Annotated in this window: 16 protein-coding genes and 1 tRNA gene; 6 read left to right on the forward strand and 11 right to left on the reverse strand. The window is 74.1% G+C overall.

Going from position 1 to position 16,571, the window contains the following annotated elements:
• Positions 1 to 288: 288 nt before the first annotated feature.
• Positions 289 to 1,218: a ribonuclease Z gene (locus ABZ807_RS03760; protein WP_357152417.1), complete on the forward strand. Its 930-nt coding sequence runs from the start codon at positions 289 to 291 to the stop codon at positions 1,216 to 1,218.
• Complete coding sequence (locus tag ABZ807_RS03765; RefSeq protein ID WP_357152420.1) at positions 1,215 to 1,727, forward strand: GNAT family N-acetyltransferase; 513 nt, start codon at positions 1,215 to 1,217, stop codon at positions 1,725 to 1,727. The genes ABZ807_RS03760 and ABZ807_RS03765 overlap by 4 nt, the downstream gene beginning before the upstream one ends.
• A 179-nt stretch (positions 1,728 to 1,906) precedes the next feature.
• Here the strand turns inward: ABZ807_RS03765 and ABZ807_RS03770 are convergent, their stop codons facing one another.
• Together ABZ807_RS03770 and ABZ807_RS03775 are read right to left on the reverse strand one after the other, a co-directional pair.
• A complete protein-coding gene (locus ABZ807_RS03770) occupies positions 1,907 to 3,277 on the reverse strand; it encodes a cystathionine beta-synthase (RefSeq protein WP_357152423.1) in 1,371 nt (456 codons plus the stop codon).
• Positions 3,278 to 3,353: 76 nt separating this feature from the next.
• Positions 3,354 to 3,710: a YkvA family protein gene (locus tag ABZ807_RS03775; RefSeq protein WP_357152425.1), complete on the reverse strand. Its 357-nt coding sequence runs from the start codon at positions 3,708 to 3,710 to the stop codon at positions 3,354 to 3,356.
• Between the two features lie 184 nt (positions 3,711 to 3,894).
• Between ABZ807_RS03775 and ABZ807_RS03780 the strand changes: the two genes are divergently transcribed.
• The 3 genes from ABZ807_RS03780 (at position 3,895) to ABZ807_RS03790 (ending at position 7,203) form a co-directional block, all read left to right on the forward strand.
• Positions 3,895 to 4,950, forward strand: coding sequence for an SGNH/GDSL hydrolase family protein (locus ABZ807_RS03780; RefSeq protein WP_357152428.1), 1,056 nt, complete (start codon positions 3,895 to 3,897; stop codon positions 4,948 to 4,950).
• Between the two features lie 97 nt (positions 4,951 to 5,047).
• On the forward strand, positions 5,048 to 5,851 hold the full coding sequence (locus ABZ807_RS03785; protein ID WP_357152431.1) for an SGNH/GDSL hydrolase family protein: 804 nt from the start codon (positions 5,048 to 5,050) through the stop codon (positions 5,849 to 5,851).
• Positions 5,852 to 5,940: 89 nt separating this feature from the next.
• Positions 5,941 to 7,203: an acetyl-CoA C-acetyltransferase gene (locus ABZ807_RS03790; protein ID WP_357152432.1), complete on the forward strand. Its 1,263-nt coding sequence runs from the start codon at positions 5,941 to 5,943 to the stop codon at positions 7,201 to 7,203.
• 13 nt (positions 7,204 to 7,216) lie between these two features.
• On the opposite strand, the gene ABZ807_RS03795 is transcribed toward ABZ807_RS03790, so the two are convergent.
• From ABZ807_RS03795 to ABZ807_RS03810, 4 genes are all read right to left on the reverse strand, one after another.
• Positions 7,217 to 7,537 carry a hypothetical protein gene (locus ABZ807_RS03795; RefSeq protein ID WP_357152435.1) on the reverse strand — a complete coding sequence of 107 codons (321 nt, stop codon included), beginning with the start codon at positions 7,535 to 7,537 and terminating at the stop codon, positions 7,217 to 7,219.
• A gap of 42 nt (positions 7,538 to 7,579) precedes the next feature.
• Positions 7,580 to 8,338 (reverse strand): Bax inhibitor-1/YccA family protein, encoded by a 759-nt coding sequence (locus tag ABZ807_RS03800; protein ID WP_357152438.1) that lies wholly within the window; start codon positions 8,336 to 8,338, stop codon positions 7,580 to 7,582.
• A gap of 242 nt (positions 8,339 to 8,580) precedes the next feature.
• Positions 8,581 to 9,399 (reverse strand): Bax inhibitor-1/YccA family protein, encoded by an 819-nt coding sequence (locus tag ABZ807_RS03805; RefSeq protein WP_357152441.1) that lies wholly within the window; start codon positions 9,397 to 9,399, stop codon positions 8,581 to 8,583.
• A gap of 107 nt (positions 9,400 to 9,506) precedes the next feature.
• A tRNA-Leu gene (locus ABZ807_RS03810) sits at positions 9,507 to 9,587 on the reverse strand.
• A 102-nt stretch (positions 9,588 to 9,689) separates the two neighbouring features.
• On the opposite strand from ABZ807_RS03810, the gene ABZ807_RS03815 reads away from it, so the two are divergent.
• Positions 9,690 to 11,525 (forward strand): hypothetical protein, encoded by a 1,836-nt coding sequence (locus tag ABZ807_RS03815; protein WP_357152443.1) that lies wholly within the window; start codon positions 9,690 to 9,692, stop codon positions 11,523 to 11,525.
• 79 nt (positions 11,526 to 11,604) lie between these two features.
• Here the strand turns inward: ABZ807_RS03815 and ABZ807_RS03820 are convergent, their stop codons facing one another.
• From ABZ807_RS03820 to ABZ807_RS03840, 5 genes are all read right to left on the reverse strand, one after another.
• Entirely contained in the window at positions 11,605 to 12,939 is a 1,335-nt protein-coding gene (locus ABZ807_RS03820) for an NAD(P)/FAD-dependent oxidoreductase (protein WP_357152446.1), read from the reverse strand.
• 102 nt (positions 12,940 to 13,041) lie between these two features.
• Positions 13,042 to 13,602 (reverse strand): hypothetical protein, encoded by a 561-nt coding sequence (locus tag ABZ807_RS03825; protein ID WP_357152449.1) that lies wholly within the window; start codon positions 13,600 to 13,602, stop codon positions 13,042 to 13,044.
• Positions 13,599 to 14,978 carry a DUF58 domain-containing protein gene (locus ABZ807_RS03830; protein WP_357153047.1) on the reverse strand — a complete coding sequence of 460 codons (1,380 nt, stop codon included), beginning with the start codon at positions 14,976 to 14,978 and terminating at the stop codon, positions 13,599 to 13,601. Before ABZ807_RS03830 ends, ABZ807_RS03825 begins: the two co-directional genes overlap by 4 nt.
• Positions 14,975 to 15,982 carry a MoxR family ATPase gene (locus ABZ807_RS03835; RefSeq protein WP_357152452.1) on the reverse strand — a complete coding sequence of 336 codons (1,008 nt, stop codon included), beginning with the start codon at positions 15,980 to 15,982 and terminating at the stop codon, positions 14,975 to 14,977. Before ABZ807_RS03835 ends, ABZ807_RS03830 begins: the two co-directional genes overlap by 4 nt.
• Positions 15,982 to 16,542 carry a hypothetical protein gene (locus ABZ807_RS03840; protein ID WP_357153050.1) on the reverse strand — a complete coding sequence of 187 codons (561 nt, stop codon included), beginning with the start codon at positions 16,540 to 16,542 and terminating at the stop codon, positions 15,982 to 15,984. The genes ABZ807_RS03835 and ABZ807_RS03840 overlap by 1 nt, the downstream gene beginning before the upstream one ends.
• Positions 16,543 to 16,571 lie beyond the last annotated feature (29 nt).

Raw genomic sequence — 16,571 nt, forward strand, 5'->3', positions numbered from 1 at the left:
AGCGTGGCCGTACACGGGAAAGGAGGTGGTCCAGACTTGTATAGCAATCGGACTCGTGAGGTGGCTGTCCGCTAGCCGCTGTCCTCGACAGTGAAATCCGTCCGCCGCGAGGCGGACACAGGCACCATCGTCGAGACCGTGTGGCAGCGGTGCGGCGAATCCACGACAGCCACCCGACCCCCGGGGTGCCGGCCCAGTCCAGCCGGCCCGCGCGCGAGCGCGGAAGCCCCGGGGGTCGCTTCATGTCCGGCGGAGCCGGACCGGTCAGCTCAGCCCGGGGAGGCTACTTTGTCCATGCGCGAGCTGGTGGTGCTCGGGACGGCCAGCCAGGCCCCCACCCGGCACCGCAACCACAACGGCTACGTGCTGCGCTGGGACGACGAGGTGATCCTCTTCGACCCGGGCGAGGGCAGCCAGCGGCAGCTGCTGCACACCGGGGTCACCGCCACCGACCTGACCCGGATCTGCGTCACCCACTTCCACGGCGACCACTGCCTCGGCCTGCCCGGCACCATCCAGCGGCTCTCCCTGGACCGGGTGCCGCATCCGGTGGCGGTGCACTTCCCGGTCGGCGGCGCCGAGTACTTCGCCCGGCTGCGGCACGCGTCGAGCTTCCACGAGACCGCCGAGCTGCGCGTCGAGCCGATCGAGGCCGACGGGCAGCGGATCACCCTCGGCGTGGGCACGCTGGAGGCGCGCCGGCTGCGGCACCCGATCGAGACGTACGGCTACCGGCTGGTCGAGCCGGACGGCTGCCGGATGCTGCCGGAGAAGCTGTCCGCGTACGGCATCGCGGGGCCGGCGGTCGGCGAGCTGCTCCGCGTCGGCCACCTCGACCTGGACGGACGCCGCGTCACCCGGGACGAGGTGACCGTGACCCGACCGGGCCAGCGGTTCGCCTTCGTGATGGACACCGGCCTCTGCGACGGGGTGTACGCGCTCGCCGAACACGCCGACCTGCTGGTCATCGAGTCGACCTTCCTGGAGTCGGAGGCCGCCCTGGCCGCCGAGGTCGGCCACCTGACCGCAGGCCAGGCCGCGCGGGTGGCGGCCGAGTCCGGGGTACGCCGCCTCGTGCTCACCCACTTCTCCCAGCGGTACGCCGACCCGCGCCGCTTCGCCGACGAGGCCCGGGAACACTTCACCGGAGACCTGGTGATCGCCGAGGACCTGACCACCGTGCAGGTCCCGCCCCGGCGGGTAGCCTCGGCCGGGTGACGATCATCCTCCGCCGCGCCGTCCCGGACGACCTGATGGGGGTCGGCGCCCTGCACCAGCGCTCCCGGGTGGCGGCGTACTCGTCCTTCCTGCCATCGGAATCGCTGGCCGAGCCGACGCCGGAGGCGATGGGGCGGTACTGGACGGAGCGGTGGTCCTGGGAGCGGGACACCCACCTGATGACCGTCGCCGAACGCGACGGGAAGCTGGTCGGCTTCAGCTATGTCGGCCCGGACGACGAGGGTGACCCGACGACCGGGCTGCTCTGCGCGATCCACCTGGAACCGGCCGAACGCGGGCGGGGCGTGGGCCGCGGGCTGATGATCGACGCGCTGGCCACGATGCGGGCGCGGTGCTGGCGGCGGGCGGCGCTCTGGGTGCTCGGGCAGAACGCGCCCGCCCGGCGGTTCTACGAACGCGGCGGCTGGACGCCCGACGGGGTGACGCGCGACGAGGAGATCGGCGGCACGCTCACGCCCCAGCTGCGGTACACCCGGCCGCTGTCGTAGCGCCGGCAGCCGGGCCGGCACACCGGCAACTCGCGGGCTGTACTGCTCGTCGACGCCACCTCGACGATTCCGCGAGACTCACGCGCCCGGCCGGCTGTGTCCGCTGTCGGCGAAGTCGACCTGGGGGTCGCGACGCGACGAGGCCCCTCCGGGGAAGGGGCCTCGTCGGTGTGGTCGGCTCAGCGCGCCCCGAGGTGAGCGAGCAGGTCCTGCCGGGTGAGCACGCCCTTGGGCTTGCCGTCGACCAGCACCAGCGCGGCGTCGGACTTCTCCAGCAGGCCGACCGCCTCGCTCACCGGCTGACCGCCACCGATCATCGGCAGCGGCTCAGCCATGTGCCGCTCGATGGTGTCGTGCAGGTGCGCCTGGCCGGTGAAGAGCGCGTCGAGTAGGTCCTTCTCGGCGATCGACCCGGCCACCTCACCGGTCACCACCGGCGGCTCGGCCTTGAGCACCGGCAGCTGCGAGACGCCGTACTCGCGCATGTAGTCGATCGCGTCGCGGACCGTCTCGGTGGGGTGCACGTGCACCAGCTCGGGCAGGCCGCCCGGCTTGCTCGCGAGCGCGTCGGCAACGGTCGGCTCGGTGCCCGAGTTGTCCAGGAAGCCGTACCGGGCCATCCAGCTGTCGCTGAAGATCTTCGACAGGTAGCCCTTGCCGCTGTCCGGCAGCAGCACGACGACCACATCGTCCGGGCCGGCCTTGCGGGCCACCTCCAGGGCGGCCACCACGGCCATGCCGCAGGAGCCGCCGACCAGCAGCCCCTCCTCGCGGGCCAGCCGCCGGGTCATCTCGAACGAGGCCTTGTCCGAGACCTCGATGATCTCGTCGGTGACGCCCCGGTCGTACGTCTCCGGCCAGAAGTCCTCGCCGACCCCCTCGACCAGGTACGGCCGGCCGGTGCCGCCGGAGTAGACCGAGCCCTCCGGGTCCGCACCGATGACCCGGACCCGGCCCTCGGAGGCCTCCTTGAGGTAGCGGCCGATGCCGGAGATGGTGCCGCCGGTGCCGACGCCGGCCACGAAGTGGGTCAGCCCGCCCTCGGTCTGCTTCCACAGCTCCGGGCCGGTCGTCTCGTAGTGCGAGCGCGGGTTGGCCGGGTTGCTGTACTGGTTGGGCTTCCAGGCGCCGGGGATCTCCCGGGCCAGCCGGTCGGAGACGTTGTAGTAGGAGCGCGGGTCCTCCGGCGCGACGGCGGTCGGGCAGACCACCACCTCGGCGCCGTACGCGCGCAGCACGTCCTGCTTGTCCTGGCTGACCTTGTCCGGGCAGACGAAGACACACTTGTAGCCCCTGAGCTGCGCCACCAGGGCCAGCCCGACGCCGGTGTTGCCGCTGGTCGGCTCGACGATGGTGCCGCCCGGCTTCAGGATGCCCGCGGCCTCGGCGTCCTCCACCATCCGCAGCGCGATCCGGTCCTTCACCGAACCGCCCGGGTTGAGGTACTCCACCTTCGCCAGCACGGTGGCCTGGATGCCCTCGGTGACGTTGCGCAGCCGTACCAGCGGGGTGTTGCCGATCAACTCGACGACATTGTCGTAGTACTGCACCTCGTTGTGCCCTTCGTTGCGGCGCCGGCAGCGGCGGCCGGGCAGACGTTTCGTGTGTCGCCCAGGGTACGTGCCGTCAGGGGATCACCTGCCCGGGGATGACGGAGCTACGACGCGTCTCCCACTCCAGGAAGCGCTCGGTCTCCGCCAGCACGCTGCCGGCCAGCCAGGTGACCATGACCGCGTCGTCGGCCAGCCCGAAGACCGCCAGCGGCAGCTCCGGCAGCAGGTCGATCGGGGAGACGATGTACGCCGTCGCCGCGCCCATCAGGGCCAGCCGGAGGCCCCCGTCGTACTCGCCCCGGGCGGTCGCCCTGATCATCCGGGGCAGCGCCCGCAGCCGGGCGCCCAGCGAAGGGCCACCCCGGGCGCCCGCTGCCAGTGCCCGGGCCAGCGCGGTGAACGCCGCGCTCCGCTTCAACGTCTTGCCCATCAGTCCAACCCCTTTCCGCCTGACCAGCGTGACGCGGGGGCGCAAGCCCGCCGCGACCTGCGGCCCGGGGCCCGTCGCCCCGTGGCCGTCACCGGACAGGTACCCAGAGAACGGTCACTGCCCAGCCACGAACCAGCCGTCACCAGGAGAGCGGCGTGTCGGGCCGGCGCGATAACGTGGCGGTATGGGGGTGGCTGGTTCCGTCGTACCGGTTGGTCCGCGCTGGCAGCGGGCCCGGCGGATCGCCCGGATGGCGGCGATCGGCACGGGCGCCACCGCGGCGGCGTTCGTCGCGACCGGCGGGGTGCTGCTCGGTCAGGCCCGCCAGGCCCGGCGCACCATCCCGATGGCGGAGGCGCCCCCGCCACGCTGCGACGGCGTCTACGGCGCCAAGTGCCCCGGTTCGCCGCTGACCATGGTGGTGCTCGGCGACTCGTCGGCGGCCAGCTACGGCGTGCACCGGCGCCGCGAGACCCTGGGGGCGCTGCTCGCCACCGGGCTGTCCCGACGGCTGCACCGGCCGGTCCGGGTGCACCGCTTCGCCGTGGTGGGCTCGCTCTCCGCCGGGCTGAAGCCGCAGGTCGAGTCGGCGCTGGAGTGCGACCCGGACGTCGCGGTGATCCTGATCGGCGGCAACGACGTCACCAACCGCACCCCGCCCGGGCTGGCGGTGCGCTACCTGGTCGACGCGGTCCGCGCGCTGCGGGCCGCCGGCTGCGAGGTGGTCGTCGGCACCTGCCCCGACCTCGGCGCGATCGAGCCGATCCAGCCGCCGCTGCGCTGGCTGGCCCGGCGGTGGAGCCGGCAACTGGCCGCCGCCCAGACGGTGGCGGTGGTCGAGGCGGGCGGCTGGACGGTCTCCCTCGGCGACATGCTCGGTCCCCGGTTCGTCGCCGAACCGACCCGGATGTTCGCCTGGGACCGGTTCCATCCCTCCGCGGAGGGGTACGCGGTGGCCGCCGCAGCGCTGCTGCCCACCGTGATCTCGGCGCTTGGCGCCGGGCCGGAGCGCAGGCCGGTGGTCCTGGGCCGGGGCGAGGGCGTACGGTCGCTGCCGAAGGCCGCTCAGGAGGCGGCCCGACACGCCGGCACGGAGGTCAGCGGCACCCAGGTCCGGGGCCGCGACCGCGGACCGGCCGGCCGCTGGGCGCAACTGCGCCGGCGGGCGTTCTTCGGCGTCGGCGCGGTGCCGCAACCAGGTCCCGCCACCGACTCACCCACACTGGAGGGATCGGCATGAGCGAGCGAACCATCGGGCGCGACGCGGCCGAGCCCCATGCCGACCGCAGCCGGGGGCCGGCATGCCGGCGCGGTGTCCGGCACGGGGAGGTGTCGTCATGACCGAACGCGGCGTCGGCGCGGAGCTGGCCGTCCGGCTGGGCAAGGCGGCGGCCTTCTCCCTGGTCGCGGGCACCATCGGCGGCGCGGCGGTGCTCGCCGGGCAGGCCGTCGCGGCCCGCAACCGAAGCTACGCCCAGCCGGAACTCGGCCTGGCGCTGCGCGCCACGGTCGGCCGGGCCGGTGCCCCGCCGCTGCGGCTGGTGCTGCTCGGCGACTCCTCGGCGCTCGGCGTCGGGGTGGAACGCCTCGACGAGACCGTCGGCGGCCAGTTGGCCCACCTGCTGACCGAGGGGCCGACCGGGCGGCAGGTGCACCTCTCCAGCGTGGGGGTCTCCGGCTCCCGCTCCACCGACCTGGCCACCCAGGTGGCCCGGGCGCTGCTCGGCGAGCGCCCCGACGTGGCGGTGGTCCTGATCGGCGCCAACGACGCCACCGCGATGCGCCGACCGGGGGAGGCCGCGGCGTACCTCGGCGCGGCGGTGCGCCGGCTGCGCGAGGCGCGGGTGGAGGTGGTGGTCGGCACCTGCCCGGACCTGGGCGCGGTGCGCGCCGCCGCGCAGCCGCTGCGGCAGGTGCTCGGCTGGTCGGGGCGGCGGATCGCCCGCGCCCAGACCGTCGCGGTGCTCGGCGCCGGCGGCGCGGTGGTCGACCTGGGCACGGAGACCGGGCCGGTGTTCCGCGCCGACGCCGGGACGCTCTGCCCCGACGGCTTCCACCCCTCCGCCGACGGGTACCGGGTCTGGGCGCACGCCCTGCTGCCGGCGGTGGCCGCGGCGGCCACCACCGCCTCCCGCCACTGAGCAGCCGGCGGGACGGCACGCCGCAGGGTGACATTTCCCGCCGCCCGCGCCGCTTCCCCGCCAAGTTACTGGCGAGTTAACGTTGGTTCATGCCGATTGAGTCGTCCCGCGACGCCGTCATCGTCGCCACCGCCCGGTCCCCCATCGGTCGCGCGTTCAAGGGTTCGCTGCGCGAGGTCCGCCCGGACGACCTCGCCGCCACCATCGTCCAGGCCGCGCTGGACAAGGTCCCCGACCTCGATCCGACCGAGATCGAGGACCTCTACCTCGGGTGCGGCCTGCCCGGCGGCGAGCAGGGCTTCAACATGGCCCGGGTGGTCGCCACCCTGATGGGGCTGGACGGCCTGCCCGGCGCCACCCTGACCCGCTACTGCGCCTCCTCGCTGCAGACCACCCGGATGGCGATGCACGCGATCCGCGCCGGCGAGGGCGACGTCTTCATCTCCGCCGGCGTCGAGATGGTCTCCCGGTACGCCCGGGGCAACTCCGACACCCTGCCCCCGGAGGCCCAGGCGCTGGTCGGCGGCGGCTGGGAGAACCCGCGGTTCGCCGAGGCGCAGGAGCGCTCGAAGGCCCGCGCGGCGGGTGGCGCCGTGATGTGGACCGACCCCCGCGAGGCCGGCCGCCTCCCCGACATCTACCTGGCCATGGGGCAGACCGCCGAGAACCTGGCCCAGGTGTACGACGTGACCCGCGAGGACATGGACGCGTTCGGCGTCCGCAGCCAGAACCTCGCCGAGAAGGCGATCGCCGACGGCTTCTGGGCCCGCGAGATCACCCCGGTCACCACGCCGGACGGCACCGTCGTCGGCGCCGACGACGGGCCGCGCGCCGGGGTCACCCTGGAGGCGGTCGCCGGGCTGAAGCCGGTCTTCCGCCCCGACGGCCGGATCACCGCCGGCAACTGCTGCCCGCTGAACGACGGCGCCGCCGCCGTGGTGGTCATGAGCGCCCAACGCGCGCAGGACCTCGGGCTCACCCCGCTGGCCCGGATCGTCTCCACCGGCGTCACCGCCCTGTCCCCCGAGATCATGGGCCTCGGCCCGGTCGAGGCGTCCAGGCAGGCCCTCAAGCGGGCCGGCATGACCGTCGACGACGTCGACCTGGTCGAGATCAACGAAGCGTTTGCCGCCCAGGTGATCCCCTCCTACCGGCAGCTCGGCATCCCGGAGGAGAAGGTGAACGTGATGGGCGGCGCGATCGCCGTCGGCCACCCGTTCGGCATGACCGGCGCCCGGATCACCGGCACCCTGCTCAACGCCCTGGAGTGGCACGACAAGACCATCGGCCTGGAGACGATGTGCGTCGGCGGCGGCCAGGGCATGGCGATGGTGCTGGAGCGGCTCAGCTGAGCCGCGGCACCGCCTAGAGCGCGGATCGGGTCGCCGCCACCTCGGCGGCGGCCCGGGCCAGCACCGCGTCCGGCGGCCCGGCCGCGACCAGGTCGGCCGCAGTCACCCGGACCTGGTCGACCAGCGCCAGGTCGTTGTCCAACCGGGGTACGCCCCGACGCGGCTCACCCTCGGCGTCCGCGCCGAGGTTGGCCAGCTCCTGCACCAGCCGGTGCACCAGGTCGGCGCGGGACACGTTGCCCCCCTCGGCCACCGCCGCCCACCGCGGCTGCTGCCAGTGCCCCACCTGACGGACCAGCAACTCCACCGCCCGGTCCAACTCCGCTGCGCTCATCGCCGCCGAGTCTACGGCCGGGCCGGGCCGGCCCGCCCCCGCTCACCGGCGCAGGTAACTCAACAGCCGCAGGATCTGCCAGTACAGGAAGATCAGCCCGACCAACAGCCCGAAGGCGCACAGCCAGGCGTACCGGCGGGGCAGGCCGGTGCGGACCGACCGCTCCACCTGGTCGAAGTCGAGGATGAAGCTGAACGCTCCGGCGATGATCGCCACCACCGAGAAGACGTACGCCAGCCAGCCGACCCGGCCGGAGATGCTGCCGTAGATCTCCACCCCCTGCCGGCCGGTGAACAGCCGGAAGACCAGGTTGACCAGGGTGACCGCGAGCAGCCCGATCAGCGTGCCGATCACCAGGCGGGCCAGTCGCGGCGTGGCCCGGACCAGCCGCGCCCGGTAGAGCACCCCCATCCCGAGGAACACCCCGAACGTGCCGATCACCGCCTGCACCACGATGCCGGGGTAGACCAGCTCGAACGCCCGGCTGGCCACCCCGAGCAGCACCCCCTGGAGCAGGGCGTACCCGATGATCGGGGCCGGGTGGGTGATGCCGCGCAGCGAGATCACCAGGACCAGCGCGATGCCGGCCAGGGCGGTGCCGGCCAGCGCGGCCGGGACCCACAACGCCTGGGGCACGACCGCCCAGGCCACCGCCGCGGTGGCCCCGGTGAGCAGCAGCAGCCCGACGGTGCGGACCACCACGTCGTCGAGGGTCACCGCCTCCGCACCGCCCGCCCCGGGCAGCCGGTGCTCACGGCTGGTGTCGTCCAGCCGGTCCAGAACCGGGTTGGCGCTGCGCACCCGCCACCTCCTCGCCGGGGCGTACCCCTGGTGTCACTCTGCCCCGCACGGCCCGCCGGCGGCGGCGAAACGGGACAGCCCGCCGGCGGCGGCGAAACGGCACGGCCCGCCGGCGGCGGGGAAACGGCCGGGCGCGGGTGCGGCGGCCGGCGCCGGTCGTGGCGCGTGGCGAACGGCCGGCCCGGAAACGACGGCGCCCGCCGCCGCGGGTCGCGGTGGCGGGCGCCGAGGGGCTCCGACGGTCAGTCGTCGCCCTGGAAGTAGCTGATCAGCCGGAGCAGCTCCAGGTAGAGCCAGACCAGGCTGACCACGATGCCGAACGCGGCCGTCCAGGAGTAACGCTGCGGCAGCCCCATCCGGACGCCGTCCTCGACCTCCTTGAAGCTGAGCACGAAGCTCAGCGAGGCGACCACGATGCAGACCAGGCTGAAGCCGATGGCCAGCGGGCCACCGCCGCGCAGGCCGGTGTTGACACCGAAGAGCGCGAGCACCAAGTTGATCATCATGACGGCGAAGAGGCCGGCCATCACGGCGACCATGCCCTTGACGAACTTCGGGGTCGCCCGGATGGCCTTCACCTTGTAGAGCATGGCCATCACGAAGAAGACACCGAAGGTGGCCACCACGGCCTGGAGCACGATGCCCTCGTAGGCGGTCTCGTACGCCTTGCTGACCAGGCCGACGAAGGCGCCCTCGACCACGGCGTACGCGACGACCAGCGCCGGGTTCGCGATCCGGGAGAAGGAGATGATCAGGCCGAGGACCAGGCCGACCATCGCGGCGCCGATCCATGCGGTGCGGATCATCGTGTCCGGCACCAGCACCCAGGCGGCCGCGGCGGAGACGCCGAGGATGCCCAGGAGCGCGACGGTCTTGACGACCACGTCGTCGATGGACATCGCCCCGGCGGCCGGGGCCACCGGGGAGCCGGGCTGACCGGGATACTGCTGGGGAATGCCGGGCTGGCCGTAGCCGTACTGCCCGGGCGGGGCGTACCCGGCGGAACGCTCCCGCTCGGCCGCCTGGCCGAGCCGGGCGAGCACCGGGTTCGAGGTCTTCACTTCTCAGGCCTCCCTCAGGGGGTCGTCGCACGCTCGACGTGCCTACAAGGGTAGACGGACGGGGCGAACCACGCGTTCATGACCCGGCTGAGGGAAAGCTGAGAGTGTGCCCGGGGCGGGGGTCGAACCCGCACGCCTTTCGGCAGCCGCTTTTAAGGCGGCCGTGTCTGCCGTTCCACCACCCGGGCGGGCGGCACCGGCGCGCCGACACGCGACAGTGCCCTGTCACCGTAACCGTTCACCGGCAACCCGACGTACCCCGCCACGGGTGCCGCACTAGGGTCGAGCCCGTGACCAGCGCAGCCCGTACGGCGTCCGACCCCGACCGTGATCTGGCTGTCGGCCTCGCCGAGCCGGCCGCGCCCGGATCCCGCGTCCCCCGCTGGTGGGCCTTTGCCGCCCGGCACCGCGCCGACCTGCTCGTCGGCCTCGCATTCGTCCTGCTCGCCGGCTGGCTCACCCAAGGCCTCTGGCCCGACCCGACCGGCCGGGTGCTGGCGCTCAACCCGGAGGACCAGACCCTCTACGAGTGGTTCCTGGCGGTCGACTCGCGGGTCGTGCTCGGCGACTTCGGCCTGCTCACCGACCGGCTCAACAGCCCGGACGGGGTGAACCTGATGACCAACACCACGGTCATCGCGCTCGGCGTGCTCCTCGCCCCGGTCACCCTGCTCTTCGGCGCGCCGGTCACCTTCGCCCTGCTGGCCGGGGTGAACCTCGCCGGCACCGCCGTCGCCTGGTACCTGCTCTTCACCCGTACGCTGCGCGCCCGCCGGCTCGCCGCCGCGCTCGGCGCCGGGCTCTGCGGCTTCGGGCCGGGCATGGTCTCCCAGTCCAACAGCCACCTGCACATGACCGCGCAGTGGCTGGTCCCGGTGATCGTCTGGCTGGTCGTCCGGCTGCTGCGGGCGGCCGACCCGGGACCGGCGTCGCTGGACCGGCCGGACCGGCGCCGGCTGGTCACCTCGGCGGTGGGCCTGGCCGCCGTCGTCACCGCGCAGGTCTTCGTCGGCGAGGAGGTGCTCTTCCTCGCCGCGGTCACCCTGCTGGTGATGGCCGTCGCGTACGCGGTGACCGACCGCGAGCTGCTGCGCCGGGCGCTGCCCGGCTTCGCCGGCGGCCTGATGCTCGCCGCCGGGCTGGCCCTGCTCGTCCTCGGCTACCCGCTGTGGCTCCAGTTCGCCGGGCCGCAGGGCGTGGCCGACGGGATGTTCAGCCCGCACTACTTCTCGGCCGACCTGCGCAGCTGGTGGACCATCTCCCCGCTGTCGGTGGTCGGCAGCGACTCGTCGGCCCGGCTGACCACCGGCCCGGCCGAGTACAACACCTTCCTCGGCCTGCCCCTGCTGCTGGTCACCGCCGGCTGCGCGCTCTGGCTGGGACGCCGGCCGCTGGCGCTGGCCTGCGTCGCCGGCGCGCTGGGGATGGGCGCGCTGTCGCTCGGCCCGGAGGTGGTGCACGACGGCGCCCGCAGCGCCGTGCCCGGGCCGTACGCGCTGCTCGCCGGCCTGCCGGTGGTCGACGGCGCGCTGCCGATGCGGTTCGGGCTGACCCTGCTGCCGCTGGTCGGCACCCTGCTGGTGCTCGCGGTGGACCGCGCGCTGCGGCGGCCCGGCCGGGCCCGGCGGTTGGTCCCGGCCGCGGTGGGGGCGGCGCTGCTCACCGTCTTCCCCGCTCCCCTGCCGACGGCCGAGCGTCCCGCGCTGCCCGAGTTCATCACCGGCGGCCACTGGCGGGAGTGCGTACGCCCCGGCGGCGTGCTGGTGCCGGTGCCGGCGGCCACCCCGAAGGAGCCCTGGCCGATGCGCTGGCCGGCGGCGGCCGACGCCGCGTTCGGCATCCCGGAGGGCTTCTTCATCGGCCCGTACGGCCGAGACGGGACGGCCGCGATGGGCACCTACAAGCAGCCCACCTCCGCGCTGCTGGCCGACGTGGCGAGGCGGGGCGACGAGCCGGTGATCGGCGAGGAGCAGCGGCGGCAGGCCCGGGCGGACGCCGACTTCTGGGGCGCCTCCTGCGTGGCACTCACCGACGACGCCCCGCACGCGGAGAGCCTGCGACGCACCCTGGTGCAGCTCTACGGCCCGGGCACCCGGATCGCCGACGCCTGGACCTGGCGGGTATGACCCGTCCTGGCGACGAAGACCCGGCCACGACGAAGGGCCCCTCCCGTGTCCGGGGAAGGGCCCTTCGCGACGAGTGGGATCAGACCCGGCGGCCGGCGCCGGCCGGCTTGGACGCCTCGGCGAATTCCTCGCGAGGGTCGTGCAGTTGGCCGAGGGCGACCACCTCACGCTTGAGGAACAAGGCCAGCGACCAGTCGACCACGACCCGGACCTTGCGGTTGACCGACGGGATCCGGCTCATGTGGTACGTCCGGTGCATGAACCAGGCCGGCCAGCCGGTCATCTTCACGCCGTACACCTGGGCGACGCCCTTGTGCAGGCCGAGGCTGGCCACGCTGCCCGCGTGCTTGTGCACGTAGTTGACCGGCTCACGACCGCGGACCACGTTTGCGATGTTGTCGGCCATCCGGCCCGCCTGGCGCACCGCGTGCTGGGCGCTCGGCGAGCAGTAGTTGCCCGGCTCCTTGGTCAGGTCCGGCACGGCGGCGCAGTCGCCAGCGCTCCAGGCGCCCTCGACGACCCGGTCGCCGTCGACGATCTGAAGGGTCGGCAGGCAGGTGACCCGCCGGCGCTCGTCGCGCGGGAAGTCGGTCTTGTCCAGCATCGGCGAGGGCTTCACGCCGGCCGTCCACACGATGGTGTCGGACCGGAAGGTGTCGCCGTCGGAAAGCTTGACCACACCGTCCACGCAGGACTCCAGCCGGGTGTCCAGGCGGATGTCCATGTTGCGCTTGAGCAACTGCTGGACGGTGTAGGCGCCCATGTCCCGGTCGACCTCGGGCAGCACCCGCTGGGTGGCCTCGACCAGCACCCAGCGCATGTCCTCGGGCTTGAGCTCCGGGTAGTACCGCAGCGCGTCCCGGGCCATGTCCTCCATCTCGGCGAGCGCCTCGATGCCGGCGTAGCCACCGCCGACGAAGGTGAAGGTGAGCGCCGAGCGGCGGACCTCCGGGTCCGGCGTGACGGCCGCCACGTCGAGCCGGTTCAGCACGTGGTTGCGCAGGTAGATGGCCTCACCGATGGTCTTGAAGCCGATGCCGCGCTCGTGCAGGCCGGGGATCGGCAGCGTCCGGGAGACCGCGCCGGGGGCCACCACGACGTGGTCGTACCGGATCTCCCGGGTGGGGCCGCTGATGGGCTGCACCACCGCCGTCATGCGGGCGTGGTCGATCCGCGTCACCGTACCCGCCACGACCTTGCACTTGCGCAACTCCCGCCGCAGCGGCACCACGGAGTGCCGGGGCGAGATGTTGCCCGCCGCCGCCTCGGGGAGGAACGGCTGGTAGGTCATGTGCGGCTGTGGGTCGACGACGACGACCTCGGCCTCCCGGGAGCTCAGCTTCTTGGACAGGCGCAGAGCGGCATACAGGCCGACGTGCCCGGCACCCACGACAAGGATCCGCTTCGGATTCACATCATCTATCTTTCCCCGGGCGGCTCGGCTAATCCCGTCCGAGAGCCCCTTCTGTGACCGAGCACAACCGCTGTGACCTGCGCAACGTCCCGTATCGTCCCGTTATCTGTGACGCAGCAGCCAGCCCAACAGCCCGCTCATCCCCACCGCCACCAACAGTCCGGCCACCGTCGCCGCCTGGAACCCGGCACCGCCGCCGATCTCACCCAGCCAGGCCAGGACCACCCCGACCACGGCCGTGGCGAGCACCACCGCCCCGGCCCGGGTGAGCCAGCGCAGCACCAGATCCGGGTCGACCACCGCGTCGTAGGGCAGCAGCGCGGCGAGCGCGCAGAGGGTGTGCGCCAGATAGAGCGCCGCGGCCACGGCGAGCAGCCGCCAGAGCGCGATCGGCCGGTCGTACCCGGCGGAGGCGACCACCCAGCCAGCCACGGTGACCAGGGCGGCGAAGGTCGGCCACCCGCGGCGCGGAGCGACCGCCGGCAGCACCGCCACCACCGTGAGCGCGAGCAGCGCCCGCGCGCTGAACATCTCGACCGGGTACGCCAGCAGCAGGCCGACCAGCACCGTGAGGAAGATGCCGGCGCGCACCAGCAGCGACGCCGGGCTCACCCGGTGGACCGCCGAGCGCAGCGCCCCGACCCGTTCGATGACCGCCTTCATCGGGCACCCACCCTCGGGGCGGTGGCCAGCCGGGCCACGTCCCGCAGCACCTGGTCCAGGCTGCCCGCGCCGGCCCAGCGCACCACCGGCACACCGTGCTCCCGGAGCTGGCCGATCATCGTGTCCCGGTCCAGCCGCCACAGCCGGTACGCCACCGGCGCCCAGCCCCGCTCGCCGGGCGGGGTGAGGTCGGTGGGCAGGGTGTCCACCGCGACCACGAACCGGCCGCCCCGGGCCAGCCGCGCCAGCATCTGCGCGGACCGCTCGTCCAGCAGCGGGGTGAGCACCACCACCAGCGCGTCCACGGAGAGCACCTGCGGCCCGAAGACCTGGTCGTACGGCTCGTGCAGGGAGGCCTCGGCCCGCACGTCGAGCAGCCACTCCAGCACCGTCAGGTACTGCCGGCGACCGGTGGCCGGGCGCAGCCGGCGGGCCGCCGGCCCGTACTCCAGCATCGCCACCCGGTCGCCGCGGTGCAGGTAGTGCTCGGCGATCGCGGCGGCGGCCCGGACCGTGGTGTCCAGCACGGACGCCGCGCCCTTCACCCCGCCGGAGCGGCCCGCCTCGGCGAGCACGTCGAGCAGGACCACCACCTCGGCGTCCCGGTCGGAGAGGGTGGCCGCCACATGCAGCTGCCGGGCCCGCAGCGACACCCGCCAGTCGATGCGGCGCAGCCGGTCTCCCGGCCCGAAGACCCGTACGCCGGCCAACTCGCCACCCTCGCCGGGGCGGCGCGAGCGGTGCGCGCCGACCAGCCCGGCCGCCCGGGGCATCGCCTCCACCGCCTCGAACGGCTCGGTCTCCGGATAGACCCGCATCCGCACCGGCTCGGTGATCACCGCCCGGGAGACCAGCAGCCCGTCGGCGGCGGCGACCCGGGCGCCGGCCGGGCCGATCGGGTGCCGCCCCCAGCGCAGCGCGGTGCCGTGCAGCTCCAGGTCGACCGCCGTGCCCGTCGGGATGGCGGTGACGAAGGGGCGGTCCGCGCCGCCGGAGCGGCGCACGTCCACGCCGGCACCCCCGAAGCCGACCCGCTCGACGCGCAGCCACCGCGAGACGCGGGCCCGCACCACGGCCACGTCGTACGAGACGGTGTCCGGGTTGCCGACGCTGACCGTACCGGCCAGCGCGCCCCCCTCGACCAGATGCGCGTCCTCGGCGAGGATCTCCAACTGCGGCGCGGCGGTGGGCCGGCGGCGCAGCGCGTACGCGGTGCCGAGCGCGAACGGCGCGGCCAGCACGACCAGGTCGACCCGGCCGAGCAGCACGGCGGCGATCAGCAGCAGCCCGGTGAGCAGCACCGCCCGGCCCAGCGCCCAGGTGGGCGCCCAGCCCGCCGCCGGCTCCGGCCCTTCGTCGGTGGGCACGGCCGTCAGTGCCCGGACCGGCCGGCCGCGTGGCTGGGCAGCGCGCCGCTGGCCGGGGCGGGCGTCTGCGCCAGCACCTCACCGACCACGAAGGACGGGTCGACCCGGCGCAACCACATCTCCGGCCGCAGCGTGATCCGGTGCGCGAGCGCCGGCGCGGCCACCTCCTTGACGTCCTCCGGCACCACGTAGTCGCGGCCGGCGAAGACCGCCCGGACCCGGGAGAGCAGCAGCAGCGCCAGGGAGCCGCGCGGGGAGGCGCCGACCAGCACCGACGGGTGCTCGCGGGTGGCCGCGGTCAGGTCGACGATGTACCGGCCGATCGAGTCCTCCACCACCACGTCCTCCAGCGCGGCCTGCATGGCGCGCAGCGTGGCGGCGTCGACCACCGGTTTGATCTCGGCCTCCTCGCGGCGGCGGGCCATCCGGCGGCGCAGCACGTCCCACTCCTCCTCGCGCTGCGGGTAGCCGAACGACACCCGCAGCAGGAACCGGTCCAGCTGCGCCTCGGGCAGCGGGTACGTCCCCTCGTACTCGATCGGGTTGGCGGTGGCGAGCACGTGGAACGGTTCGTCCAGCCGGTAGGTGACGCCCTCGACCGAGACCTGCTTCTCCTGCATCGCCTCCAGCAGCGCCGACTGGGTCTTCGGCGGCGTCCGGTTGATCTCGTCGGCGAGCAGCAGGTTGGTGAAGAGCGGGCCGGCGCGGAAGGAGAAGTCGCCGCTGCGCTGGTCGTAGAGGTAGGAGCCGGTGACGTCGGCCGGCAGCAGGTCGGGGGTGAACTGGAGGCGGCGGAAGTCCAGCCCGAGGGCCTGCGCGAAGGACCGCGCGGTCAGCGTCTTGCCCAGGCCCGGCAGGTCCTCCAGCAGCACGTGCCCACCGGCCAGGATGCCGGCGAGGACCAGCTCCAGCGACTCCCGCTTGCCGACCACGACCGTGCCGACCGCGTCCAGCACCGCCCGGGCCAGGTGGCCGACCTCCGCGGCGGGGATGGTCCGGTCCACGTCGTTCATCAGAGTTTCTCCAGTTCGGCGACGATCGCCGCGAGGTCGCGCGGCGACGGGGGGCGGCGGGAGGGGATGCTGAGGAACGTCCACAGCGGCTCCCCGAGCAGGGTGCGGGCGCGGGCCGGGTCGGAGTCGCGGGTCAGCCCGTGGCGCTGGCGCAGCCGCTCGTCGGCCAGCTCCCCCAGACGCGGCAGGACCCGCTCGTTGAACCGCTCCCGGTTGCCCGAGGACCAGTCCAGGGGCCGTTCCCACCCGTTGATGGCGGTCCGCAGGGCATCCTGGGCGGCCCAGTTCCAGGCGTCGGGCTCCGCACCGACGGGGGCGCGCCCGCCGGCGCGGGGCGGGGGCGGCGGGGCGAGCGCGGCGGTGACCCGGCGGACGGCAAGCACCGCCAGCACGCCCGCCACCACGATCCAGATCGAGACCTGGAGGCCGACCGCGCGCAGGACGGCGAGGACCACCGCGGTGACGGCGGCGGCGACCGCGAGGGTACGCAGCACCGCCCGGGACCGCCCGCCGCGCTGCCGGCCGGGATGCGGTGCCCGCTCCTCCTCGAAGCTGAGCAGATCGTCGAGGCCGGTCCGCTCGGTCACGA

The sequence above is a fragment of the Micromonospora sp. NPDC047548 genome, from assembly GCF_040642975.1.
Taxonomy (GTDB): domain Bacteria; phylum Actinomycetota; class Actinomycetes; order Mycobacteriales; family Micromonosporaceae; genus Micromonospora.